Source organism: Chryseobacterium defluvii, from assembly GCF_014204415.1.
Lineage (GTDB): Bacteria > Bacteroidota > Bacteroidia > Flavobacteriales > Weeksellaceae > Chryseobacterium > Chryseobacterium defluvii_A.
This window is the reverse complement of sequence record NZ_JACHLE010000005.1, coordinates 263,495-286,735: the sequence shown is the minus strand read 5'-3', so window position 1 is coordinate 286,735 and position 23,241 is coordinate 263,495. Positions and strand designations below refer to the sequence as shown.

Sequence of the window (23,241 nt, the reverse complement as noted above, 5' to 3'; positions counted from 1 at the left end):
TATGAAGAGATATAAAGTATATGCTCCGGAAGATCTCCAAAACTTTGCAGATGCCGAAAACATATGTATAGAAATTTATGCAAAAAATAAAGTATTTGAGCAGAGTGAGATCAAAGGAAGCATTTATTTAAGAGGAGAAAGCTGTACTTTTCCCAATCTGGTATCAATAGCAGGTAATCTTTCTGTGGATGCTCCTTTCTGTTCACTGGAAAAACTGGAAAAAGTACAGGGTAATTGTATTATCCATAATGAAGTTAATATCGATAAGCTTAAAGAGATCAAAGGAAACCTGAAATGCATTGTCGATCTGAATTTCAAAAATTTAGAGAAAATAGGAGGAAGTATACAGTCCAAAAAAGCAAAGCTTACCACAAGAGGCCATCTTCTCCGTAAAAACAGGAAGCCTGTTGCGGTGAATCGTCAGTACGAAGTAGATAGGCTTCCCGCAGATGGAATATTCGATGTAGATATTTTTGGGGATAATCTTATTTTTCCCCATACCCATATCTCAGGAAATATTACGGTGAAATCCCAGAAAGCAGACTTTCCAAACCTTGTTTCGTTACATGGAAACCTCTATGGCGATCCAAGGGAAAAATCAAAAGAAAAATGTAAGCTTAATTACCCTTCTTTGGAGCAGATTATAGGAAATGTAGAACTGAAAAATACCACTTCGGTATTTGATAGCTTAACATTCGTAAAGGGAAGCATCAGCATGGAAAAAAGTGAGACGGACTTTCCGGTATTGGAAAGATCAGGCACCATCAGGCTCAACTCCTATTCATCCGCATCCTTTCCTGAACTCGTTGAAATACGTGGCGGTCTCACAAAACGTAGTTATTCCTCCAAAAAATACTATTTTCCCAAGCTGAAAAAAGTGAACGGCATATTTCATAAAAATGATGTAGAAGCTCCCTTCCTGGAAGAAGTAGGAGAATTGCTGTCCAATGAGAATTTTGAGATGAATTTTTTGCAGAAGATCAATGGTTCCTGCACTATCTCCAAATATTTTAAATCCAATTCTCTCAGGCACATCAATATCCTGGAGATCAAAAATAATGTCTTTTACTCTCCTGCGTTGGAATCTGTAAACCATTATTTGTATAAAAAAGAAGAGCACTATGAAACGCTTGCAAAAAATATATATTTCAGGATCACAGATCAGCTCTATATATCCAAAACCTCGTTTTTAATCTCGCGCTTTGGCTTTGAAACAGGATTAAAGGGGAATAAATATCCTCTGAAAGAACTGGTAAGGATTTTAAAGTTGAGACACAGCAGTTTTCAGAACTTTGAGACAAGAGAATTAAAGCGGGAATGGACTACAGAAGATCATCAGGAATTCCATAAGATCATTGAAAAGATCAGAGTTTTATGGGATAAAACGGAGGCCCTGTCTTTTCAGGAATTTTTCACGTCTGATAACAGAAACTTCAGATTATTCTGCTTCAACTATATCGGAGTGGGAACCCTGATGAAAGAGTTGGATGCCCGGAAAATAAATGCCCATAGCATCGATGTCGATCATGTTGAATATGATATCAACGGTAATAGGGAATCCATAAAAAAAACCAACATCTATGAAGTCTATGAAATAGAAAATCAAAAACTGGGAATCGGGAGCTGGAATTCGCGAAACGGTTTTTCTTATGCAGTAAAATGCTGGTGCCCTTCTACCGGAAAAGAACACTGGCTCTGGATAGAAGAGCAGTATAAAGATAATGCGCTTACTGCTATTGCCTCTACGTTCAGGGTGCATGAAAATATGATCCCTTATATCAGATGCCTGAAAAGACAGGGAGACCTGCTTTTTTGTGAACTGATAAGGGAAGTAACGCCCAAAGGATTTACAAGGCCGCTTACCGCCAAAGAATATTTCAGCCTTTTAGAAGTGGAAACATAAAATAAAAACGGAAACAATAGTTTAATCGGAAAAATCTCTCCCCCAACGAGAAGTTGCAGGTTCGGGCCCTGCTTGTTTCCATTTTTTGATAAAATTTGCGAATATGAAAAACACATATAATAAGGGTACTTTCAGATGCTATGAAAGGGGAAAGATCCCTCCTTATCTGAAAAAATACGGCAATAAAAAATACAGGAGAACAGAAAGATCAGAGATTGAAGACCAGCTTAATGAAATCATTAAGTTCCGAAAATCGAGAAAGAAAAAACGTAAAACCTTACTGGTAAGAATCACCAGAAAAGTAAGAGAAAGTGAAATCACCTGGAAGAGGAAATTCCCATCGGAAGATTCTCTGAAAAAATCAGTCAGTATACATAATGTCATAAGATATTTCAGAATAAAGAATAAGCCTGTTTGATTTCATCAAAACAAGCAAACCACAAAAGACACAAAAGCCTTTTTGACACTTAAGTTATTTAACTTATAACTTGTTTGTTATACCTTTATTTTTTACTATTTAAAATAAACATGCAGTTTGTCATGCTGTAAGCATCTCTACACAGTTTAGATTCCTTTGGAATGACATGCTGGATTCCACTGCAAAAAATAAGAATAATAAATTCAAACATGCTCTTAAATAGCTAAAGTGTTCAAAATCTTTTGTGGTTAAGAATAGAAATTCAATCAAACTCAATCAAACTCAATAATAAAAACAAATGAATACATACATAGATATTGGCATTAATCTGACCAATAAACAGTTCATTAATGAACACGACGAAATTATTAACCGCGCTCTGGATCACGGAGTAGAGCATATGATCCTCACAGGAACCAGTGTACGCGGGAGCAAAGAATCCTCCGAAATTGCGGAAGATTACCCTGAAATTTTACTTTCAACTGCAGGAATTCATCCCCATGATGCGAAATCGTATAATGATCAGAGTATCAATGAACTTAGAAAACTGTTGAAACTTAGCCATGTAGTTTCCGTAGGAGAATGTGGCCTGGATTTTGACCGTGATTTCTCCCCACGGCCGGCTCAGGAAAAGTGTTACCATGCACAACTGCAACTGGCAATAGAAGTCAATAAACCGCTTTTCCTTCATGAAAGAGCAGCTTTTAAGCGTTTCAATGAGATTACAGACGAATATCTTGCCCAACTTCCCGAAGCAGTAGTTCACTGCTTTACCGGAACTTTGGAAGAAGCAAAAATTTATCTTGATCAAGGATTTTATTTGGGGTTTACCGGTTCAATCAGTGATGAGAAAAGATTTAAGCATCTGGAAGAGGTCATACAATACACTCCGCTTGACCGGATGATGATCGAAACAGATGCTCCCTTTATGTTACCGAAAAATATGCCGAGGCAACAAAACAGGCGCAACGAGCCGTCATTTTTACCTTATGTTGCCCAAACTATAGCCCGGATCAAGAAAATAAGCATTTCCGAAGTGGCAGACGAAACTACAGAAACCACCAGAAACTTCTTCAGACTATAAAAAGAGCTCTACTGATCATAGTAAAGCTCTTTTTTGATAAATTATAAAATGGCTCTTTGGCCTTTCAGCCTTTTTACTTTTCAGCTGTATATTAAACCAGTTTCCACGCAGATTCCAGTGCCAGCTCAATCATCGGTTTCAATGCTTTTTCCCTTTGATCGGCTGAAATATTTTCATGAGTAGGGATAATATCTGAAACCGTAAGAATTGTAGCAGCATTTTTCCCTAAATGTTTAGCATTGGCAAACAACCCGAAAGCTTCCATTTCTACGGCCATACAATTATATTTTGTGGCAATGGCCGGAATATCAGGATCTTTTCTGTAGAAAATATCACTGCTGTGAATATTAGTGGCTTTAGCTTTTAGAGATAACTCTTCAGCCGTTTCATTGATGAGATTGAAGACATTCCCCTGAGGAGCAATGATATCATCTTCAATTCCCCAGGCATACTTTGCATAGGTACTTTCACTGGCAGCATTTTCAACATTCAGGAGGTCAAAAACCTTCAGGTCCGTCGTATAAGCACCGCAAGTCCCGATCCGGATGATCGTTTCCACATCATACTCCGTAAATAACTCATAAGAATAGATCCCTATGCTCGGAAAACCCATTCCACTGGCTCCTACAGAGATCGTTTTACCTTTATAAAGCCCGGTATAATAAAAAATACCTCTTGTTTTACTGACCAGTTTTGCATCCTGTAAAAAGTTTTCGGCTATATATTGTGCACGAAGCGGATCTCCCGGCTGCAATACAACCTTAGCAATTTCTCCTTTTTTTGCGCTAATGTGAATACTCATAATATTTTTTTGAACACAGCAAATATATCAACTTTTAGGGTAATAATACAGCTACGGTATCATCATCAGTAGGAAACAAATAAAGAATTTATTTATCTTTGTGCCGGAAAAACTATGAAACAACAAAGAGCACATATCAATGTAAGTCTATGCGAACGCCCTTCAATAAAGGGGTTATTCGGGTATGACTGGATGATATGGAATGAGGCGAAATGTGCTTGCTTTGAAATTTATTTACGATAAAACTGTAAAAAATCTATCAAAATACTACACAAACGCCTCGGTTTCCGGGGCGTTTTTTATGTTTTTAGGACAGAAATTATTTAGAATGAAAAAAAATAACCATAAAAGTGAAAAATTTTTAATGAACAATGAAACTTTAATACAATAAAATATAGTGATTAATAACCCGATGAGAGACAGTCATTTAGGTATTTAAAGCACCTGCAGGAATCTGCGGGCGGGAATTCTCTTCCTTAAAAACTGGTTTAAATGATTGATTATCAAATAGTTAATTGAAAAATTTATTTGCAGGTTAAAAAAAATCATATTTACTTTGCAACCGAAAATTGAAAGCAACAGGTTTTCAGGGATCATTAAAACAACAAAAAATAAAATGACACAATTACATAACATATTTAGTCAGTATTCAGGATTACAGAAGCGACAGCCGAAAGGGTGTGCAGTTCTTCTTGATAATGAATTTATGGATAAAAGGTGCTTATATACGTAGGTCTCTGGTAGACTGACACGTCAAAAGAATAGACAGCACCTCCCGAAAGAGGTGCTTTTTTTATGGTTTCTTTAGTTTATTTGGTAAAACACCGGTTTGTGGCACCGGAGAATAGGGTTCGATCCCCGAAGATACCCCAGGTTATAATCTCATAGCTCAACAGGTCAGAGCACCGGTCTTTTAAACCGGGGGTTGAAGGTTCGAGTCCTTCTGGGGTTACAAAATTAAGGTTCCGTAACTCAACCGGATAGAGTATCGGTTTTCTAAACCGAAGGTTAGAGGTTCAAGCCCTCTCGGGATCACAGTATAGGGCTTATTGGGGGAATGGCTAACCTCCCCGATTGTCTCTCGGGTGATGCGGGTTCGATTCCCACATAGGCCGCAAAAGGTTCGCTGGAAGTTCAGCTCCGACTGTCTCTCGGAAAAGAATGGAAAGCCGAACCTGAAAACTGGAAAGATAACGGTGGTTGTTTACCCGCCTTGGACGCGGGAGGTCGTAGGTTCGAATCCTACTTTCCAGACAGTATTTGCTCCATTCGTCTAACGGACAGGACGCCTGCCTTTCGAGCAGAAAACAAGGGTTCGATTCCCTTATGGAGTACAAATGATTTCGTAGCTCAGCAGGTAGAGCATCGGTCTGTTAAACCGAAAGTCGGAGGTTCGAGTCCTTCTGGAATCGCAGTAACTGAATGTTAATTATTTCAAAGGAGAAAAGTGAAAGTTTGTCAGGCGCAGAAGCTCTTTACATCAAACACAAAAATCAGACAAACTTTTTCTTGCTCCAAAATGATGGTTCGCCGAAGTGGAAGAGTCGGGGCGGTCTGCAAAACCGTTGCGTAAGCTGAGTGGGTTTGACTCCCATAGCCATCTCTATATAACTAAAATGAGATTAGTTCAGGAGAAAAAGTAAAAGTTTGTCGGGCGCAGAAGTTCTTGTAAAAACACAAAAAAACAAAGACAAACTTTTCTTGCTCCAATGATGAAAAATAGAGATCAGAAGTATCAGAAGTATCATTGATCATCTATCATTCATCAATTATTAAAAAGGGGAAGTACGCCGGAGTTGGAGAGCCGGGGCAGACTGTAAATCTGTTGCTTCATTGCTGAGTAGGTTCGAATCCTGCCACTTCCACAACATCAGCTGATAATGTAATGGCAGCATGCAGGAAATATACTCTTGTTGTTCAGGTTCGATTCCTGACAGCTGATAATTATTAATTAAGATAAAAGATAAAAGATAAAAGATAAAAGATAAAAGATAAAAGGAAATTGATAAGTTCGGATCATTCATGATTGATCAGTTATCATTTATAAAAATAGTTTAAATGAGGAAAGAGAAAGGTTTGTCAGGCGCAGAAGATCTTTACAAATACTAACAGGCATAGTTTATATAAAGACAGGCCTTCTCCAACCTTAATGATGAATAATAAGTAATAAATAATAAGCAATTAGTAATTATGGTCAACCGTTAAATAGCAGTCTTATATTACTAATTACCCATTACTTATTACTCATACTATGCAGGAATGGCGGAACTGGCAGACGCGCTTGATTTAGGCTCAAGATATTGGGGGTTCAAATCCCTCTTCCTGTACAAAATACCTTCCTATTCCAACAGGCAGAGAAAACGGTTTTAAACTCCGTACAGTCCCGGTTCGAATCCGGGGGGAGGTACAAAATTATCATTGATAAGTTGTCAACTTAAAATGATTCATGGTGTAATTGGAGAGCACCCAGGATTACGACTCTTGGAGTTCAGGTTCGAACCCTGATGAATCAGCCAGCCGGATCAGTGGTGTACAAGGTGTAGGTGTGCACGTTTGTCTGAAAAGCAGAAGGGAACCGTTCAATTCGGTTCTGATCCACAGAAAAATGAATAATGAGCAAAAGGTAATGGGAAATAAAAACTCTTCATTCAAAACTCATCACATACTGATTCGTAGTGTAACTGGTCAGCACACAAGACTTTGACTCTTGGAGTTCAGGTTCGATTCCTGATGAATCAACAATCCGGATCAGTGGTGTACAAGGTGTGCACGTTTGTCTGAAAAGCAAAAGGGAACCGTTCAATTCGGTTCTGATCCACAGAAAAATGAATAATGGGCAAAAAGTAATGGGTAATAAAAACTTATAACTCATAACTATTAGTCATAATGCTTAACCAAAAAATAATAACAGATGAGAGAGACTTTTAAACTTGCGGCATTGGCTATTGTTTCAATGGGAGCTATGGCTAGAAGCTGCGTAAAAACAGGAGCAAGAGTAACGGAATTTTCAGATCCGGTGATCACGGAAGCACGTTATATGAAAAATGTTCATACAATAGAAGCCAACAGATTCACCACTGCAAAAGCATTGAAAACAGGTAAAAATATGACTGAAATAGCAGATGTGATCAGAAAAAGTAATGAAAAAGATACCGTAAAAAATGTTAAACAAGTAAGGACTATGCGAAAAATGAAAAAATAGTTATTACACAAAACCAATTTTGAAAAAATGGAAACGCAACAAGAAACCTGGCAGAGCATGAATGGAAAACTATTCCATCACCCTATCACAAAGCTGGTAGAAGAAGCCATTATCCGTGAACAGGCCAATGGATATCGATTAAAAGTATGTGTGGGATCCGATTCCCATGTATATGGGGATGCTATTAATTATGCTACGGCAGTAGTGTTCATTCGTGAAGGAAAAGGAGCGTTTACCTTTATCAGAAAAGAAAGGCTGATCCAGAACATCAGTATCAAGGAACGAATGCTCAACGAAGTGAACAGATCCGTAGAGATCGCCTATGCTATATGCCCTGTTCTGGATGCCTATGGAGTGGAAATGGAGGTACACGCAGACATCAATACTGATCCCGAATTTAAATCCAACCTGGCATTAAAAGATGCAATGGGCTATATTCTGGGAATGGGGTATGTGTTCAAAGCTAAGCCTTACGCTTTCGCTAGTTCCAATTGTGCGGATATGATGGTTTAATCTTTAAATATAAAAAATGAAAACAATTTTAATCGTTAACGGAGAAAAATACTGGAAAAATTATTTTGCCGGATTTGATGTAATTCAAAAAAGATTACAAACATCGGAATTCATTGTGAAGAATTCTTCCCTCTATGTTATGGATGCAGAAGGAGTATGTAAGCCTGATGTTATTTTCTGGAGACTGGGAGCGGTAAACCCTGAAGCAAAACATAGGAATATTCTGGAAATGATTGAATATTCAGGAGTTCCCTGTGTGAATTCAGCCGCAACATTATTAATGGGATATGAAAGATTATCTATGCTCAACATGCTTAAAAAATTAGGATTACCCATTATCGATTTTAATGTGGCAACCAACACAGCTCAACTGAAAAATCTGGAAATGCCTTTTCCTTTTGTGGTTAAAGTGGGAAACCATCATGGAGGCTATGGTAAAAGCCTCATTTCGAATGAAGAGCAATGGGAAGAACTTAAAGATTTGCTGATCATCCATCAGGATTATATAACTATTGAGAAATTTATTAATTATCAATATGATATACGCTATCTGGCTGTAAATGATAAGATATGGGCTATGAAGAGAAGAGGAAAATATTGGAAAGCCAATTCCTTAACACAGGAATATCAAATCATTGAGCCTGAAAAAGATTGGGTAGAAAAAGTGAAATTTTTACAGGGAAGTATTAAAGCAAACATTGTTGCTCTTGATTTTCTGGAAACAGAAAATGGAGACAAGGTAATTTTAGAATATAATGATATTCCGGGCCTTTCAGGATTTCCTGAAGAGGCAAAACTAGAGATTTCAAATACTGTGAAAAGTAAAATATTAAACCTTTAAAAATAAGAATTATGAGACGCGAAGTATTACAAAGATTCCTTACAAATACCGATGAAACCGGAAGATTCATTGTAAAATCTTCCGTCACGGGGATCACCTATTTTGTTGAACCTCTTTACACGGGCAAAAGTGCGGGTTGGGGAGATCTCAATCCTGCCACGAAACAGCTCGAAGGAAATTACGGAAGTAAAAACACCGGAGCCGTTAAAGAAAGGGATTCCCTGGTAAAAGAAGAAAACGGATTCGTCAATGTCGGTTACTTCAAAGGAAGCCCTTTCGGGGAGATCGACAGAAGAGATAAAGAGCATGAATTAAGAATAAAACAGAAACACATAAACTAATAACCATGTATTTTTTAATTCAGGCCAATATTTATCTGGATCCGGATCATTATAAAATTTTTGATGCCCTGGAAGAATTGAATATCGCATATGATGTGATCAATATTCCTCCAAACGCTAAAGAAATAGATTTTGAAACAGATAGAAAAGACATTTTTGTCTACGGATCGGTCACCATTGCGAGACTGGCTAAGCAGAATTCAGAATGGTACCCGGGTTCCTTTTACGGAGGTAATCACCTGTATGAGGTGTATTCCAAATATTATGGTGAGAACCTCCTTAATCATAAGATCTCGGTTCATACGATTAAAGAAGAATTTACCTGGAAAGAAGATGAAGTAAAATTTATAAAACCATATAAAGAAGCTAAAATATTTACAGGAAAAGCTTTTGTGGAGGCAGAATGGAAAGATTTTGTATTTGAGGCATTGAATAATCCCGATAACCGGATTACAGGAAACTCCTTAATTCAGGTTTCAGAAGCGAAATATACGGTTAAGGAAGCAAGACTTTGGATCGTAGGCGGACAAATTATAGATGGAGGTTATTATAAATTTAATGATAATGCCCCTTTTGAAGAAAAAGTTTCGGAAGACGGATTAGCCTTTGCCAGAAAAATGATTGATCTTTTCAATCTTGAAACTGCTTTTGTGATGGATATCTGTTTAACGGATGAAGGGTGGAAAATTGTTGAAATCAATTGCATCAACAGCTCCGGTTTTTATCCCAATACCAACGTGAAAAGTATCATCAGAGCATTGAATATTTACTTTTCAAATTAAATATAGAAATAATGGAAATGACAAAAAGATGGTTGTTTTTAGATGATGTCAGATATCCTGTAGAAGCATACCATTATACAAAACAAGATATTTTTCTTAGAAATAACTGGCATATTGTACGTACTTACGAACAGTTTGTCAGCCGAATTATGGAAAAAGGGCTTCCTGAATTCATTTCTTTTGATCATGACCTGGCTGATGAACACTATCTGAAACCGGATTCTTTTGAATATAAGGAAAAAACAGGATACCATTGTGCCCGATGGCTCGCAGACTACTGCCTGGATAACAATATGGAATTGCCCGGATTTTATTGCCATTCTATGAATCCTGTAGGAAAAGAAAAAATTCTCGCCTTTTTGGAAAACTTTAAAAAAAATAATGATGGATATATTTAGGCTAATTCAGGATATAAGAACCCATTTGAAGCTGACTTTTGATGAGGCTGACAGTTGGTTTGATAAAGATCAGGAAATATTGGATTTTTCTCCTTCAAACGGAGGCTGGAACATTCAGCAGATCCTGGAACATATCTACCTGACCAATTTTTACCTGCTGATCCTCATTGATAAAGGAGCCAAAAAAGCCATGCGGAATTTTCAGGTCTCTGATCTGAGATCTGAAGTAGAAAATTACAGCTTCGATAAGGAAAAATTTGAAAAAGTAGGCGAATATGGAGCCTTTACATGGATAAGGCCGGAACATATGGAGCCAAAAGGAGAAATGGAATTACCTGAAGTAAGAGATTTGATCTCTCAGCAGTATCAGCAGTGCCTGGACCATCTGGATAGGATGAAAAATGGGGAAGGATTGTTCTATAAAACAATGATGACTGTGAATGGGCTGGGAAAGATCAATGTGTATGAGTACATTTATTTTCTTTCGCTTCATGCCCGAAGGCACCTGATGCAGATGAAAAATAATGAAACAGAAACTATTAAAGACTAAAAAAATGATTTTTAAAACATATAACTCAATTGAAAATGCTTACCAGACCCGGGTGATCGATCAGATCATAATGCAGGGTTTCGGGAAGGAGATTTTCATTGTGCAGGAAAAAGTTCACGGAGCTAATTTCTCTTTCTTTACCGATGGAAAGGAAATTAGGATCGGGAAGAGGACCGCCTTCATTCAGGAAGATGAAAAGTTCTTTAATGCTTGGCAAATCCTTGAACGGTACAGAAAAAATGTGATGGAAGTGTTCCAAAAAGTGAAAATTATTTTCCCGGAAATGGAAACCATGGTCATCTATGGAGAATTGTTCGGGGGTGGTTATAAGCATAAAGATGTGGAACCGGTGAAAGATGCCGTAAAAGTTCAGAAAGGGATCGAGTATGCTCCTCATAATGAATTCTATGCTTTCGATATCAAACTGAACGGGACTACTTATCTGGATACGGATAAAGTGAACGAAATTTTTGAGGAAACAGGATTTTTCTATGCTAAGATCCTTTTCCAGGGGAATTTAGAAGAGGCCTTAAAGTTCCCGAATGTTTTCGATTCCAAAATTCCGGGCCGGCTGGGCCTGCCTGAAATAGGAGACAATATCTGTGAAGGTACCGTTGTCAAAACTTTAAAAACCAGGTATTTTGGAAACGGTTCAAGAGTGATTCTTAAAAATAAGAACGAGAAATGGACCGAAAAATCTAAAATGGTTAAGAAAGACAAACCTGTTCACAAGGAAATTCACTTTTCCGAAAATGCTCAGAACATCTGGAATGAGATCCAAAAGTATATAACTGTCAACAGGTTGAATGCTGTGGTAAGCAAGATCGGGGAATTTGAGCCCAAAATGACAGGAAAAGTGATCGGTCTTTTTGCTCAGGATATTCTGGAAGATTTTGAGAAAGATTTTCCTCGGGCTTTCACTTCCATAGAAAAAGAAGAACACAAAAGGATCAACAAAAAGTTGAATTCTATGGTCATTGACTGTGTTAAAGAAGAGCTGATGACCGTTAAAGTATAGTTTCGGTAAGTTTTTTACCGAAACTTTTTATATTTAAATAACTGTCTAAAATTGCAGAAGCCTATGGCTCTGTTTAAATTTACTGTTCTTATTTTTTAGAGTGGAATTCAGTTTGTCATTCCGAAGGAATCTACACGGTGTAGAGATGTTTCCGGCATGACAAACCATATGTTTAATTTAACAGTAAAAAATAACACTAAAAAATTCAAGGCAGAAATAAAATTTAAATAAGGTCTTAACTTTAAACACAGATTTTTTTCAGCACTTTGTCCCGTCCTGGAAAAAGAGAACATATTAGTTTTTTGAAAATTAAATATTGGGCTAAGTGGAAATATTCATCTTATGTGAACTTTAATCAGTCCAAAAAATTAAACTTAAACACACTTACGTATTCCAAAGTGTTAAAAAAGCTTTTGTGACTTTTGTGGTTACAAAAGATCAAACAAATTAAATATTTAAAAAATGAAACCCAATATATTTTTTACGGCAGACCATCATTTTGGCCATGCCAACATTATAAAATTTTCCGAACGGCCCTTTGAGTCTTTGGAACACATGAATGAAGAACTCATCAAGAGATGGAATGAAAAGATAGATAAAGAAGATATCGTCTACCATCTGGGTGATATCAGTTTAGGCAAACCGGATTTCACGAAAGAAGTCCTGGATAGGTTAAATGGAAAGATCCATCTGATAAAAGGCAATCATGAAGGGGCGGCATTAGCCTATCCCAAACGCTTTGAATCCATAAGGGATTATCACGAATTACGAATAGATGAGCCGGAAAACAGCAATGGCAGACAGAAGATCATTCTTCTGCATTATGCAATGCGCACCTGGAACGGCTCCCACCGAGGAGTGTGGCAACTCTACGGGCATTCGCACGGAACCCTGCCGGATGATGAAATGAGCCTAAGCATCGATGTCGGAGTAGACTGCCATAACTTTTATCCGGTTTCTTACGAAGAAGTCAAAGAACTGATGAAAAAAAAGAAATGGATACCTCCTTTTGGCCCCAGAAATTAATAAAGCTCCCTTAAGGGGAGTTTTTTTATGAAATTTTTTCTAATGCGTAAAAAGATTGCGTATCAGTCATCTTACCTTTGCAAAGCTTTAGCAGCAGTTTCTTCTTCAGGATATTTCTCCTCCTGTTTTCCCCTTCCTTATTAAAATGCGGATGAATATGAAAAAAATAATTGCAAAAACTGTTTGAACGGATCAGAAAAACTGAACCACAAAAGAAACAAAAGTTTTTTAAACACTTTAGAACACATAAGTGTGTTTAAGTTTAATTCTTTTTGGTTAATTAAAGTTTACATAAGATGAGTATTTCGCCAAAAACTTAAGTGTTCTTGATTTTACTTTTAAATGTTTCTTAAGTGTTTAAAAAACTTTTGTGGTAAAAATAAAAATTTAAACAAGCCTATGCAGAATGAAAAATAATAAATATGAAAACAAAAACAACGAACGAAATACTGATTATCGACCTTGAAGCCACCTGCTGGGAAAACGACAGGATTCCTATAGGACAAAAGGTAGATATCATAGAAATAGGAATATGCGAACTAAATCTGAAATCAGAAATTATTTCTAAAAAACAAAGTATCTATATAATTCCCGAAAGATCTGAGATCAACGGGTTTTGCACAAAACTCACCGGGATAACACCGAAGCTTATTGAAGAAAAAGGCATCTACTTTGAAGAAGCCTGTGAAAAGATCAGGAATGAATACCATTCTGTGCCGCTTACATGGGCAGGTTTCGGAAACTTTGACAGGGAACAGGTCATTGAACAATGCGATTGGCTGAGCATTGAAAATCCTTTTTCCGGACACTATCTGAATGTGATGTATGAATTCAAAAAATATTTCAGACTTCCAAAACAAATGGGACTGAAAAGGGCATTGGACCATTTGAAAATGGATTTTGAAGGAAACCATCACAGCGGAGCAGACGATGCTTACAACACCGCTAAAATTTTGAGAAAGATTTTAAGCTAGAAACAGGAAGTTAAAAACAGGAAGCGTAGAGTGAAAAGTATACATCAATAACTTCCATCTTCCTGCTCTTATCTTCCATCCCAATTAACATTAAAAATTCAAACCAATGAAAACAACAGAAAATATATTAATTATAGACCTTGAAGCCACCTGTTGGCAAGACAGGCCGCCGATAGGCCAGGAAAGCGAGATCATTGAGATCGGAATCTGCATCATGGATGCAAAGACCGGCAGGATCTCCAAAAATGAAGGTATTCTGATAAAGCCTCAATATTCGACAGTAAGCCCTTTTTGTACTGAGCTTACTTCCATTACCCGGGAAATGCTGGATGATGAAGGAATATTGCTTGAAGATGCCTTTGATATCCTCAGGGAAGAATATCATTCCGAGGATCTTATCTGGGCAAGCTATGGAAACTATGACCTGAACATGCTTCAGAGACAGTCTCAAAAATTCAGAGTGGATTATCCGCTAGGTGATGACCATATCAATGTAAAAACACTGTTCGCCGAATTGCATCCTATCCGGAAAAGCGTGGGAATGGACAGGGCTCTTAAAGAGCTGAAGATTCCTTTGGAAGGAACCCACCACAGAGGTGTGGATGATGTGAAGAATATTGCAAAGATCTTACACTGGTGCCTTCAGAACAGTTGACCATAAATTGTATGTTGCTCTCTTTATTTAAGGGAGTTTTTTTATTCAGTAATCTCAGAGTTTTGTCATCCTATAGGAATCCCGACTTGTAAATTACGAATAAAAATCATTTTATTATTGTAAATCAATGAATTGAAATATTTTTTTTTAAAATATTCAATATAATTTTACTGCGCAAAAAGACTGCGTAATACTGTTTTTACTTTGCATCAGAAAAATACAAATGATGGAAAAAATACAGTTACTATGTAAAAAGTGTGCGGCAGAATTGAGTGAAGTACTTAGCATTGTACCGGAAACCAGAATTGTCTGGATAGATGAGCGTGATATTTTAAAAGACGGACAATGTGCTTTTTCCATTAATAATAACAAAAAGGTTGTCTTAACCAACCTGAGAGATGAGAGACTTATCAATCATTCTGAGTTGGTAAGATTTTCAGGATGCTGCGGAAGTTCGGGATCGGATGGAATGAATAAGCTCTGTAAAAACGGTCATGAAGTAGCGACAGAATTTTCAGACTGCTGGATATCCCGGTATCTGGAGTTCAGTCTTGATCATGTAACAATTAAAGAAGTATTGTAAAAATACCTCTAAAAATATCAGGCAGGCCATGTTGGGTGTTTCCGTATAACACTATTGCAGGAGATTTTGTTGAAAAACATTATTTCTTTCTGTTCAGCCTGGCCTGAAGGTTAGGATTTACCATAAAATCCACACTCTATGTATGAAGGTTCGAATCCTTCTATCTCTACAGGGGATATAGCTAAATGGTATAGCAATAGAATGACAGCGTGGGTTCGAATCCCACTCTCAATTCGCTTGAGATAGCTCAGTTGGTCAGAGCACTACACTTTGGACGTAGGTTGTTTTTAAAATAGACTCAAAATCTATTTTTTTCAGGAGTTTGGAATGTTCTCCTTAAAAAACGTTCCACCATGGGAAATCCGGGATCTTTTCAGTTGTTGAACAACATTCTGAAAAGGCCTGAAAGAGAAGTTTTTTTTAGAAAGAAAATTCAGTTAGAGCCTCATAATTGTTGGTTATATTTGCTTGAAAAGAAGGGCTTTGAAGCAGTGAGTGAATGTTCATTTAGTCACATTGAATAGAGTTGAATGTGAACTAAAAAGATATCATAAATCTGCAACATGTCTGGAAATCCAAAAAAATAAATTCAGCAAATTGATTCTCAAAATGAACAGAGCTTTCTGAAAAGCTTTCCTTCCGTTGTTTTTGGAAGAAAAGATTACGGCTTTCCCTTTTTAATTACAATTAATAACCCTTTAAAATAAATATGATGTTAAAAAATGTACAAATTAAAGCGTATCAGGTAGGTCTGGTTTTTAAGAACCGTAACCTGACAGAGATTTTGAGAGAGGGCAATCACTGGATCGTAGGAAATAAATCCGTGGAGATCCACGAAATGAAAAATCCTTACAAGGCTACAGAAGATCTTAATCTCTTATTGAAAAATGAAGAACTGGGCAACATGTTGGAAATCGTTGATGTAAAAGACGGCGAAATAGTCCTGATCTATGAGAACGGGATCTTTAAAGAAGTGCTGAACGTTGGCCAATATGCTTTCTGGAAGGGGATCCTGAACAGGGAATATCATAAAGCCGACCTGACGAAAGTGGAGATCACGGAGAAAATCTCCAAGACCATCCTTGAAAATATAAAACTGAAAAATTTCGTAAGAAAATTTGTAGTGCCCAATCAGTATAAAGGTTTACTGCTGATCGACGGGAAGCTGACCGGAGTTTTGGAGGCCGGAACCTATTATTTCTGGAACAACGAGATCTCTGTTGAAATGAAATGTGTGGATACCCGCATGCAGCAAATGGAAATTGCAGGTCAGGAACTTTTAACCAAAGATAAAGCAATGCTTAGGATCAATTTCTATGTCCGTTATCAGGTGGAAAATGTAGAAAAAGCCCTGATGCAGAATAAAGAGCATGATAAACAGCTATATATCCTGATGCAGCTTGCTTTAAGAGAATTCGTAGGCGCTCTGACCCTGGATGAACTGCTGCTGAAAAAAGATACGGTAAGCAAAGAGATCCTTGAAAACCTGGGAACCAAAGCCGAAGACCTCGGTTTAAAAGCTATGGATGCGGGAATAAGAGATGTGATTCTGACGGGTGAAATGAAAGAGATCATGAACCAGGTTCTGATCGCTGAGAAAAAAGCTCAGGCCAACACGATCATGAGGCGTGAAGAAACCGCTTCCACAAGAAGCCTGCTGAACACAGCAAAACTAATGGAAGAAAACGAAGTACTGTGGAAGCTGAAAGAAATGGAATATATGGAGAAGATTGCCGATAAGATCGGAGATATTACCGTTTCCGGAAACAGCAATATTGTTTCCCAGCTGAAAGAGATCTTTGCCAGATAACTAATAACTATAACCATAGAAACAGGTTCCTGTGAAAACAGGGCCTGTTTTGCTTATAAAAGAATCCCGAAGTGATGATTTAACAGAAAATTGGATGAAGTAAGGCTGAAAACTGAAAAAATCCAGATAAGGGAAGCGATTCTAAATTTTGCTTTAAAACTTAATTTACTTTTAGCCATTCCTCGTAGGAAATTACACCCAGCTCAGGTTTTCCTTCACCTTCCAGTATAGAAATCAATTCCAGCTGGTTGCCATCAGGATCATTAAAATAAATTGCCAGGGCAGGCATCCATGCGAAGACCATAGGTTTTTCAATTCCGTCTTTCAGGAAATTATAAGGCTTTAGATCCCTCTTTTTCAGGAAATCAACGGAATAATTCAGAATATCCTCCTTAGTAGATGAAAAAGCAAAATGCCTGGGCTGTAAATTTTCTTTTTGCTCCCATAATCCCAGCATAAATTCTTTTTCTTTTCCTATCCACAGAAAGGCAATAGGGCGGGTTTTATCCAGATGAGCAAGTTTGAGACCTAAAACCTCAGTATAAAAGAGGATGGAAGCCTCTAAATTGCTTACCTGTATATGGGTTTCATATAATCCTTTGATCATAAAGTAAATTTGATGTAAAACTATAAAACAAATGCCCGGAAATTCATAATGGCCAATTTCTTTATGCAAAATGAATGATAGATACTTTTTATGATTTGCCTGTTTAGTTCCGTATCTGTTTCAATACCGTTTATTGTCATTCCGTAGGAATCTAGGCTTAATGATAAACAGTGGCAATTTTTAATTATCTGACTTTAATCCGGGATAAGTAATAAATTAAATATTTGATTTTCTTCTGATATGAATTTTTTATGTTTCAGCAGATAGATTTATAAGCTCAAGCGGGCTAAACTGTTTCATAAATAAGAAACTTTTGGGATTAAATAAATTTTAAACAACAAGAAATGACGAAAAAAGAAATAATACAGGAAATAACTCTGGCTTTTAAAAATGTAAAATTAGAAGATGGAGTTGGTCTTTGGGAAGCACAGGGAATAGACGCTTATGCAGATGCCCAAACCATAAAAAAACTTCGGATAAGGAATATTGTGACTTTGGAGAAATAAGCTTTAAGCCGGATTAAAAACAAATATATGGCCCGGCCGGTATTTAGATTTCTTCCTTAAATAATTTTCGCCAATTTAAGAAGGTAGTTCTGCTTATTTTATATTTTTTAGACATATAGCTTGTGGAAAAGCCATGTTTATCCTGATATTGTAAAAGCTTAAGGATGGTTTTTTTATCATAAGTTTTAAGCTTTTGATTATTTTCCTGGTTTTCTTTGGATTGCTGAAAAAGTTTCTCATTAAACTTTAGTACATCCTCTGTGGTATTGAGCTTTTTAAGCTGCCTCTGAATTTTGGGATCTTTTAGTTTTTCAGGATGTTCCGATTGCAGCATATCCCGGTAAATCTTACTGTAATTGGGGCGCATCATATGTATTCTTACTCATTATTATTTCTTATTTTTTGCATCCAGCGGTGCAGGGTGCTTTTAGGTATGGAATATTCCTCAATGACATCACTTAGAGACATTTCATCAGATAATATCTTTTTGATAATAAAATCTTTAATTTCCTGGGTATATATATTTTTTCTGAAATAAGGTATTTTTTCAGACTTCTTAGTACCCTTATTTACGGCGGAAGGCGGTGCATATAGGATAAGATGGGAGCTGTAGATCCTGAAAAAATCGTATTCAAGTAATTTACACCATCGTAAAAGGAGATCTGTATCTATTGATTTGTTGTTGTACACTTCTTCAATAAATTTTTCATCCTTATTCAGGAAATTACATATTCTGTCCATTGTAATCTCCTTTTCCTCAACCCTTTCTTTGATGAATTGGCCTATATGTATGTTTTTATATAACATTTATTTAAATAAATATTTTTAATATGCAATATTAAAAGGAACAAAGATAATATGAATGATATAATGAAGTAAGAAAGGCGGAGATTATTGTCAGCTTCCTCCTCTTGGCAATTACAGTTTTACTGAGTTTAGTTGATATAAATTTAAACAAAAAGAATTATTACACTTAATGGCTCACCACACTTCGGGCAGCTATTCTTTCCACGTATCCGTTACAAAAAACCTAGTATCTCTAACCTCTTATCAGTATGAATAATATCTTTTGTTAAACCTCTTTCATACAATTTTTTTAATTAAATAGCTGATTTTCTGTTTATTTAAAATGTAGTTAAATTAAATAACTTCAGAAAGTAATCAACCGGATTAATTTCAAATGTAAAAAAAAATGGAAACTCAACCAAAAACAAATTGATAAAAAATGTTAAAAATTTAAAATGAACGAAAATAATAAATCAATTCAAAGTGATATATTAAAGATTTTCTTAATAGTCATAGGATAAAGCAAAACATACCCTGTCGGGACATATGAAATAAACCGGAAACCATTGTAAAAATTATTTATACTGCCTAACTTTGTCATTCGATGGAAATGAGATCTGTATTATCTGAAAAAATAAACTATAAAAACGAAATACTGGCCGGATTAACTGTAGCAATGACGATGATCCCTGAATCTCTTTCATTTGCTATTCTGGCCGGCCTTTCGCCACTAACCGGGTTGTATGCGGCTTTCCTCATGGGGCTGGTCACTGCCGTTTTGGGTGGCCGCCCCGGAATGGTCTCGGGAGGAGCGGGGGCAACTATTGTAGTGCTCATAGCTCTGATCCAGTCACACGGGGTAGAATATCTTTTTGCGACAGTAGTTCTCGCCGGGATCTTTCAGATGCTGGTCGGGGTTTTTAAGTTGGGAAAATTTGTCCGTCTTATTCCGCAGCCCGTAATGTACGGATTTTTAAATGGCCTGGCAGTCATTATCTTTATGGCGCAGATCGAGCAGTTCAAAATTACGGATAATGGTATCGTACACTGGCTTCAGGGGGTGCCTTTATATAGTATGGCAGGTCTCACTTCCCTTACCCTAGCAATAGTATATTTTTTCCCGAAGATCACAAAAATTGTCCCGGCTTCGTTGGTTGCCATTGTTATAGTCTTCGCATTGGTTGTGGGATTTGATATCAATACCAAAACAGTTGCAGATATTGCCCATATCAGCGGAAACCTTCCGGATTTTCATCTTCCGCAGGTTCCTTTTTCCTTTGACACATTAAAAATTATTTTTCCCTATGCCTTAATAATGGCGGGAGTAGGTTTGATTGAATCTTTGCTTACCCTGTCCATGGTGGACGAGATCACCAATTCCAAGGGAAATGCCAATAAAGAATCCGTAGCCCAGGGCATTGCCAATATTACGAACGGGTTTTTCGGAGGGATGGGAGGCTGTGCAATGGTAGCGCAGACTTTGGTCAATATTAATGCAGGTTCAAGAGCCCGGCTATCAGGTATTATAGCCTCAGTTACCATTTTGGTCATTATCCTTGTAGGGGCACCATTTATTGAAAAAATACCTATGGCAGCTTTGGTCGGTGTGATGATGATGGTCGCCATCAGCACCTTTCAGTGGGTTTCCATCAGGATCATAAATAAAATGCCCAAATCCGATATATTGGTCGGCATTACCGTAGCGCTTATCACCATCATTCTGCATAATCTTGCGCTGGCGGTTTTGGTGGGAGTTATTATTTCGGCATTGGTTTTTGCTTGGGATAATGCAAAAAGGATCAGGGCTAGGAAGCATACGGATGAAAACGGAGTGAGGCATTATGAAATTTACGGGCCTTTATTTTTCGGTTCTGTGACAGCATTTGCAGATAAGTTTGATCCGATGAATGATCCGGATGAAGTAATTGTAGACTTTAAAGAAAGCAGGATCGTGGATATGAGTGCGATAGATGCATTGGATAAACTGTCAAAACGTTATCATCAGCAGAATAAAAAACTGTACCTGCGCCATTTAAGCGAAGACTGCCGGAGAATGCTGAAAAATGCCGAAGCAGTGATCGAAGTGAATATTCAGGAAGACCCTACCTATAAAGTAATGCCGGAAAAATAAAATAGCAGAAAGTTGGAAGATGTAAGCTGGAAGTTTAAAGAATGACAAAAAATCTGCATAATCCGCAAAATCAGTGAGAAAAAATATTCATCCTATAACCCAAACAAGGACTGCAAAATAAAATTTACAGCCCTTGCTTTTTAGGTCACTAATGTATTTATGATGAAATCAGGCACTAATGCATAGTGTGATAATTTCATGCTGATGGAAGCCCTTCCGCTGGTCAGGGTCCTCAGATCGGAAATATATCCGAATGTGGAAGCTAAAGGAACTTCAGCCGTGAACACCTTCCTTCCGGATTTCTCATCAATGGAAATAATGATTCCCCTTCTTTTATTGATGTCTGCGGTTACCACTCCTGTGTATTCTTCAATACTCTGGATTTCTACCTTCATGATGGGTTCCAGAAGCTTGGGTTTACAATTCTTTGCAACCGCTCTGAAACCATTCCGTGCCGCAATCTCAAAATCAGAAGCTCCTGAATCTTCAGAATGAGTAGAGCCGTCCAGAAGAGTGATTTTCATACTTTCCAACGGATATCCGCTCAATGGCCCGTTTTCCATAGCTTCTCTGAAACCTTTTTCCACCGAAGGAATATATTCACCCGGAATGACCCCGCCTTTGATCTGATTAACGAACTCCAAACCAATTTCATGATCATCTCTAGGGCCTATTTCGAAAGTAATGTCAGCGAACTGTCCGCTTCCTCCGGTTTGCTTAACCAGTTTTTCCCGGTGAATTCTGGTTTCGGTAAGGATTTCCTTATAAGAAACCTTAGGCTTACCCTGGTTGATCTCTATTCCGTGATTCAACCGGATCTTTTCTAAAGTCACCTCGAGGTGCAGCTCTCCTAAACCGCTTAGCAGGGTTTCTCCGGTCTGCGGGTCCCTTTCAACCAAAAGAGACGGATCTTCTTCCTGGATCTTCGCTAATACCAGTCCGAATGATTTTTCATCATGATTGGTCTTAGGCTCAATGGCAACCCGGATCACCGGTGTAGGGATCGTGATGGCTTCCAAAAGTACAGGCTTTTCAATGGATGATAAAGAATCTCCTGTTTTTGCATCTTTAATTCCGGTTAAAGCAACAATGTCTCCTGCTTTTCCTTCATCAAGATCTGATGTTTTGTCAGACTGCATCTGCAGGATTCTGGAAATTCTGAAATTTTCACCTGTCCTTACATTCCGGATCATATCCCCGGATTGGATATTCCCTGAATAAATCCGAACCATCGCCAGCTTACCCACATGCTTATCAATAACCACCTTAAAAACTAATCCCGAAAAGGATTCTTCTTTATCCCTTCTCAATTCGACCACATCCTCGCTTTCAGGATTTTTTCCCTGTATGGAAGGCAGCTGATCGGGTGCAGGAAGATAATCTGCGATCGCATCAAGCAATGGCTGAACACCTTTGTTTTTAAAGGCAGAACCACATAGAACGGGAACTGCAGCTCCTGAAAGACAAAGCCTTCTGACAGCTCCGGTCATCATATCAACAGAAATCCTGTTTTCAGGATCCAGGAAGGCTTCAAAGAATACTTCATCATATTCAGCTAAAGTTTCCTGCAGTTTTATTGTGTACTCATTGGCTTCCGCTTTATAATGATCGGGAATATCTTTTTCAAGAATTATTTCGCCACTTTCATCTGTCCAGTATAGAGCTTTTTGTTTTAAAAGATCAATGCTTCCTTCGAAACGGTCTTCAGCACCCATAGGGATCTGGAGAACTAAAGGAATGGCACTAAGCTTTGTTTCGATCTCTTTTACGACGGCAAAAAAATCAGCACCTATCCTGTCCATTTTATTGATGAAGCAGATCTTTGAAACACCATGTTTCTCCGCCTGGAACCAGACATTTTCCGTCTGAGGCTGAACTCCTGATGAGGCGCAGAAAACTGCAACCACTCCGTCTAAAACCCTTAGTGAACGTTCTACTTCTACTGCAAAATCTATGTGCCCCGGTGTATCAATAATATTAATGTTATAGACATTCTGATCTTTTTTCCACTGAGTCGAAATAGCTGCGGATGATATGGTTATTCCCCGGGTTTTCTCCTGAATATCCTTATCCATGGTCGTATTTCCATCGTCTACATTTCCTATTTTATGAATGAGTCCCGTGTAATACAGTAACCTTTCCGTTAATGTTGTTTTCCCGGCATCTACGTGTGCTATTATCCCTATATTTCGTGTGTTATATTTCATTTTTTTTAATTTTAAAAGTTGATGATAAGGCTCCTGGTCAGGAACCTTTTACAATTTGGGTCTGGAAATAAAGGCAGCAAAAAAGACCTGTCTGAACAGACAGG

Annotated in this window: 23 protein-coding genes and 16 tRNA genes; 34 read left to right on the top strand and 5 right to left on the bottom strand. The window is 37.6% G+C overall.

Annotated elements, in window-relative coordinates; translation table 11 throughout:
- Position 1: 1 nt before the first annotated feature.
- The 4 genes from HNP38_RS15970 (at position 2) to HNP38_RS15955 (ending at position 3,405) form a co-directional block, all read left to right on the top strand.
- Positions 2–1,903, top strand: a complete 1,902-nt coding sequence (locus tag HNP38_RS15970; RefSeq protein WP_184191321.1) for a hypothetical protein — start codon at positions 2–4, stop codon at positions 1,901–1,903.
- Positions 1,904–1,913: 10 nt separating this feature from the next.
- A tRNA-Val gene (locus HNP38_RS15965) sits at positions 1,914–1,983 on the top strand.
- A 23-nt stretch (positions 1,984–2,006) separates the two neighbouring features.
- Positions 2,007–2,321, top strand: a complete 315-nt coding sequence (locus HNP38_RS15960) for a hypothetical protein (protein ID WP_184191319.1) — start codon at positions 2,007–2,009, stop codon at positions 2,319–2,321.
- A 298-nt stretch (positions 2,322–2,619) separates the two neighbouring features.
- Positions 2,620–3,405 carry a TatD family hydrolase gene (locus HNP38_RS15955; protein WP_184191317.1) on the top strand — a complete coding sequence of 262 codons (786 nt, stop codon included), beginning with the start codon at positions 2,620–2,622 and terminating at the stop codon, positions 3,403–3,405.
- Between the two features lie 91 nt (positions 3,406–3,496).
- On the opposite strand, the gene deoD is transcribed toward HNP38_RS15955, so the two are convergent.
- A complete protein-coding gene (deoD, locus tag HNP38_RS15950) occupies positions 3,497–4,207 on the bottom strand; it encodes a purine-nucleoside phosphorylase (RefSeq protein ID WP_184191314.1) in 711 nt (236 codons plus the stop codon).
- Between the two features lie 798 nt (positions 4,208–5,005).
- Here deoD and HNP38_RS15945 point away from each other — a divergent pair.
- The 28 genes from HNP38_RS15945 (at position 5,006) to HNP38_RS15810 (ending at position 16,900) form a co-directional block, all read left to right on the top strand.
- Positions 5,006–5,079 (top strand) — tRNA-His (locus tag HNP38_RS15945).
- 6 nt (positions 5,080–5,085) lie between these two features.
- Positions 5,086–5,159, top strand: a tRNA-Lys gene (locus tag HNP38_RS15940).
- Between the two features lie 9 nt (positions 5,160–5,168).
- Positions 5,169–5,242, top strand: a tRNA-Arg gene (locus tag HNP38_RS15935).
- A gap of 8 nt (positions 5,243–5,250) precedes the next feature.
- Positions 5,251–5,322, top strand: a tRNA-Asp gene (locus HNP38_RS15930).
- Positions 5,323–5,389: 67 nt separating this feature from the next.
- A tRNA-Pro gene (locus tag HNP38_RS15925) sits at positions 5,390–5,461 on the top strand.
- A gap of 8 nt (positions 5,462–5,469) precedes the next feature.
- Positions 5,470–5,541 (top strand) — tRNA-Glu (locus tag HNP38_RS15920).
- 5 nt (positions 5,542–5,546) lie between these two features.
- Positions 5,547–5,619: transfer RNA gene (locus HNP38_RS15915), tRNA-Asn, on the top strand.
- 109 nt (positions 5,620–5,728) lie between these two features.
- Positions 5,729–5,810: transfer RNA gene (locus HNP38_RS15910), tRNA-Cys, on the top strand.
- A gap of 178 nt (positions 5,811–5,988) precedes the next feature.
- Positions 5,989–6,072, top strand: a tRNA-Tyr gene (locus HNP38_RS15905).
- Positions 6,073–6,460: 388 nt separating this feature from the next.
- Positions 6,461–6,534: transfer RNA gene (locus HNP38_RS15900), tRNA-Leu, on the top strand.
- A gap of 113 nt (positions 6,535–6,647) precedes the next feature.
- Positions 6,648–6,723, top strand: a tRNA-Arg gene (locus tag HNP38_RS15895).
- Between the two features lie 3 nt (positions 6,724–6,726).
- A tRNA-Phe gene (locus HNP38_RS15890) sits at positions 6,727–6,805 on the top strand.
- A gap of 68 nt (positions 6,806–6,873) precedes the next feature.
- Positions 6,874–6,946: transfer RNA gene (locus HNP38_RS15885), tRNA-Gln, on the top strand.
- 6 nt (positions 6,947–6,952) lie between these two features.
- Positions 6,953–7,025: transfer RNA gene (locus tag HNP38_RS15880), tRNA-Phe, on the top strand.
- 93 nt (positions 7,026–7,118) lie between these two features.
- Positions 7,119–7,409, top strand: a complete 291-nt coding sequence (locus HNP38_RS15875) for a hypothetical protein (RefSeq protein ID WP_184191312.1) — start codon at positions 7,119–7,121, stop codon at positions 7,407–7,409.
- 27 nt (positions 7,410–7,436) lie between these two features.
- Complete coding sequence (locus HNP38_RS15870; RefSeq protein WP_184191310.1) at positions 7,437–7,922, top strand: ribonuclease H-like YkuK family protein; 486 nt, start codon at positions 7,437–7,439, stop codon at positions 7,920–7,922.
- Between the two features lie 16 nt (positions 7,923–7,938).
- Positions 7,939–8,763 carry a RimK family alpha-L-glutamate ligase gene (locus HNP38_RS15865; RefSeq protein WP_184191308.1) on the top strand — a complete coding sequence of 275 codons (825 nt, stop codon included), beginning with the start codon at positions 7,939–7,941 and terminating at the stop codon, positions 8,761–8,763.
- 11 nt (positions 8,764–8,774) lie between these two features.
- Positions 8,775–9,104, top strand: coding sequence for a hypothetical protein (locus tag HNP38_RS15860; RefSeq protein ID WP_184191306.1), 330 nt, complete (start codon positions 8,775–8,777; stop codon positions 9,102–9,104).
- Positions 9,105–9,109: 5 nt separating this feature from the next.
- Positions 9,110–9,886 (top strand): ATP-grasp domain-containing protein, encoded by a 777-nt coding sequence (locus HNP38_RS15855; protein WP_184191304.1) that lies wholly within the window; start codon positions 9,110–9,112, stop codon positions 9,884–9,886.
- Between the two features lie 11 nt (positions 9,887–9,897).
- Positions 9,898–10,284, top strand: coding sequence for a cyclic-phosphate processing receiver domain-containing protein (locus HNP38_RS15850; RefSeq protein WP_184191302.1), 387 nt, complete (start codon positions 9,898–9,900; stop codon positions 10,282–10,284).
- The gene (locus HNP38_RS15845) at positions 10,268–10,834 is read left to right on the top strand and encodes a DinB family protein (RefSeq protein WP_184191300.1); all 567 of its coding nucleotides are present in this window, start codon (positions 10,268–10,270) and stop codon (positions 10,832–10,834) included. Before HNP38_RS15850 ends, HNP38_RS15845 begins: the two co-directional genes overlap by 17 nt.
- Before the next feature lie 4 nt (positions 10,835–10,838).
- Entirely contained in the window at positions 10,839–11,852 is a 1,014-nt protein-coding gene (locus HNP38_RS15840) for an RNA ligase, Rnl2 family (RefSeq protein WP_184191298.1), read from the top strand.
- A 462-nt stretch (positions 11,853–12,314) separates the two neighbouring features.
- Positions 12,315–12,878 (top strand): metallophosphoesterase family protein, encoded by a 564-nt coding sequence (locus HNP38_RS15835; protein WP_184191296.1) that lies wholly within the window; start codon positions 12,315–12,317, stop codon positions 12,876–12,878.
- A gap of 422 nt (positions 12,879–13,300) precedes the next feature.
- Positions 13,301–13,852: a 3'-5' exonuclease gene (locus HNP38_RS15830; RefSeq protein ID WP_184191294.1), complete on the top strand. Its 552-nt coding sequence runs from the start codon at positions 13,301–13,303 to the stop codon at positions 13,850–13,852.
- Positions 13,853–13,958: 106 nt separating this feature from the next.
- Positions 13,959–14,507 carry a 3'-5' exonuclease gene (locus tag HNP38_RS15825; RefSeq protein ID WP_184191292.1) on the top strand — a complete coding sequence of 183 codons (549 nt, stop codon included), beginning with the start codon at positions 13,959–13,961 and terminating at the stop codon, positions 14,505–14,507.
- A gap of 226 nt (positions 14,508–14,733) precedes the next feature.
- Positions 14,734–15,090: a hypothetical protein gene (locus tag HNP38_RS15820; protein WP_228461082.1), complete on the top strand. Its 357-nt coding sequence runs from the start codon at positions 14,734–14,736 to the stop codon at positions 15,088–15,090.
- A gap of 171 nt (positions 15,091–15,261) precedes the next feature.
- Positions 15,262–15,321 (top strand) — tRNA-OTHER (locus HNP38_RS15815).
- Positions 15,322–15,799: 478 nt separating this feature from the next.
- Positions 15,800–16,900, top strand: coding sequence for a slipin family protein (locus HNP38_RS15810; RefSeq protein ID WP_228461081.1), 1,101 nt, complete (start codon positions 15,800–15,802; stop codon positions 16,898–16,900).
- Between the two features lie 160 nt (positions 16,901–17,060).
- On the opposite strand, the gene HNP38_RS15805 is transcribed toward HNP38_RS15810, so the two are convergent.
- Entirely contained in the window at positions 17,061–17,507 is a 447-nt protein-coding gene (locus tag HNP38_RS15805) for a VOC family protein (RefSeq protein WP_184191288.1), read from the bottom strand.
- Between the two features lie 344 nt (positions 17,508–17,851).
- Between HNP38_RS15805 and HNP38_RS15800 the strand changes: the two genes are divergently transcribed.
- Entirely contained in the window at positions 17,852–18,013 is a 162-nt protein-coding gene (locus HNP38_RS15800) for a DUF6714 family protein (protein WP_184191286.1), read from the top strand.
- A 43-nt stretch (positions 18,014–18,056) separates the two neighbouring features.
- Here the strand turns inward: HNP38_RS15800 and HNP38_RS15795 are convergent, their stop codons facing one another.
- Together HNP38_RS15795 and HNP38_RS15790 are read right to left on the bottom strand one after the other, a co-directional pair.
- Positions 18,057–18,347 carry a helix-turn-helix domain-containing protein gene (locus tag HNP38_RS15795; protein WP_228461080.1) on the bottom strand — a complete coding sequence of 97 codons (291 nt, stop codon included), beginning with the start codon at positions 18,345–18,347 and terminating at the stop codon, positions 18,057–18,059.
- A gap of 44 nt (positions 18,348–18,391) precedes the next feature.
- Entirely contained in the window at positions 18,392–18,820 is a 429-nt protein-coding gene (locus tag HNP38_RS15790) for a transposase (protein WP_184191284.1), read from the bottom strand.
- 589 nt (positions 18,821–19,409) lie between these two features.
- Here HNP38_RS15790 and HNP38_RS15785 point away from each other — a divergent pair.
- On the top strand, positions 19,410–20,930 hold the full coding sequence (locus tag HNP38_RS15785; RefSeq protein WP_184191282.1) for a SulP family inorganic anion transporter: 1,521 nt from the start codon (positions 19,410–19,412) through the stop codon (positions 20,928–20,930).
- Between the two features lie 140 nt (positions 20,931–21,070).
- Here the strand turns inward: HNP38_RS15785 and fusA are convergent, their stop codons facing one another.
- Entirely contained in the window at positions 21,071–23,137 is a 2,067-nt protein-coding gene (gene fusA / locus HNP38_RS15780) for an elongation factor G (protein ID WP_184191280.1), read from the bottom strand.
- Between the last annotated feature and the right edge of the window lie 104 nt (positions 23,138–23,241).

Coding starts and splice junctions, on each gene's coding strand:
- HNP38_RS15840 (WP_184191298.1), top strand. CDS start 10,839: ATGATTTTTAAAACATATAACTCAATTGAAAATGCTTACCAGACCCGG.
- HNP38_RS15835 (WP_184191296.1), top strand. CDS start 12,315: ATGAAACCCAATATATTTTTTACGGCAGACCATCATTTTGGCCATGCC.
- HNP38_RS15810 (WP_228461081.1), top strand. CDS start 15,800: ATGATGTTAAAAAATGTACAAATTAAAGCGTATCAGGTAGGTCTGGTT.
- HNP38_RS15805 (WP_184191288.1), bottom strand. CDS start 17,507: ATGATCAAAGGATTATATGAAACCCATATACAGGTAAGCAATTTAGAG.
- HNP38_RS15960 (WP_184191319.1), top strand. CDS start 2,007: ATGAAAAACACATATAATAAGGGTACTTTCAGATGCTATGAAAGGGGA.
- HNP38_RS15785 (WP_184191282.1), top strand. CDS start 19,410: ATGAGATCTGTATTATCTGAAAAAATAAACTATAAAAACGAAATACTG.
- HNP38_RS15790 (WP_184191284.1), bottom strand. CDS start 18,820: ATGTTATATAAAAACATACATATAGGCCAATTCATCAAAGAAAGGGTT.
- deoD (WP_184191314.1), bottom strand. CDS start 4,207: ATGAGTATTCACATTAGCGCAAAAAAAGGAGAAATTGCTAAGGTTGTA.
- HNP38_RS15850 (WP_184191302.1), top strand. CDS start 9,898: ATGGAAATGACAAAAAGATGGTTGTTTTTAGATGATGTCAGATATCCT.
- HNP38_RS15865 (WP_184191308.1), top strand. CDS start 7,939: ATGAAAACAATTTTAATCGTTAACGGAGAAAAATACTGGAAAAATTAT.
- HNP38_RS15795 (WP_228461080.1), bottom strand. CDS start 18,347: ATGCTGCAATCGGAACATCCTGAAAAACTAAAAGATCCCAAAATTCAG.
- HNP38_RS15870 (WP_184191310.1), top strand. CDS start 7,437: ATGGAAACGCAACAAGAAACCTGGCAGAGCATGAATGGAAAACTATTC.
- HNP38_RS15970 (WP_184191321.1), top strand. CDS start 2: ATGAAGAGATATAAAGTATATGCTCCGGAAGATCTCCAAAACTTTGCA.
- HNP38_RS15825 (WP_184191292.1), top strand. CDS start 13,959: ATGAAAACAACAGAAAATATATTAATTATAGACCTTGAAGCCACCTGT.
- HNP38_RS15830 (WP_184191294.1), top strand. CDS start 13,301: ATGAAAACAAAAACAACGAACGAAATACTGATTATCGACCTTGAAGCC.
- HNP38_RS15800 (WP_184191286.1), top strand. CDS start 17,852: ATGACGAAAAAAGAAATAATACAGGAAATAACTCTGGCTTTTAAAAAT.
- fusA (WP_184191280.1), bottom strand. CDS start 23,137: ATGAAATATAACACACGAAATATAGGGATAATAGCACACGTAGATGCC.
- HNP38_RS15845 (WP_184191300.1), top strand. CDS start 10,268: ATGATGGATATATTTAGGCTAATTCAGGATATAAGAACCCATTTGAAG.
- HNP38_RS15855 (WP_184191304.1), top strand. CDS start 9,110: ATGTATTTTTTAATTCAGGCCAATATTTATCTGGATCCGGATCATTAT.
- HNP38_RS15860 (WP_184191306.1), top strand. CDS start 8,775: ATGAGACGCGAAGTATTACAAAGATTCCTTACAAATACCGATGAAACC.
- HNP38_RS15875 (WP_184191312.1), top strand. CDS start 7,119: ATGAGAGAGACTTTTAAACTTGCGGCATTGGCTATTGTTTCAATGGGA.
- HNP38_RS15955 (WP_184191317.1), top strand. CDS start 2,620: ATGAATACATACATAGATATTGGCATTAATCTGACCAATAAACAGTTC.
- HNP38_RS15820 (WP_228461082.1), top strand. CDS start 14,734: ATGGAAAAAATACAGTTACTATGTAAAAAGTGTGCGGCAGAATTGAGT.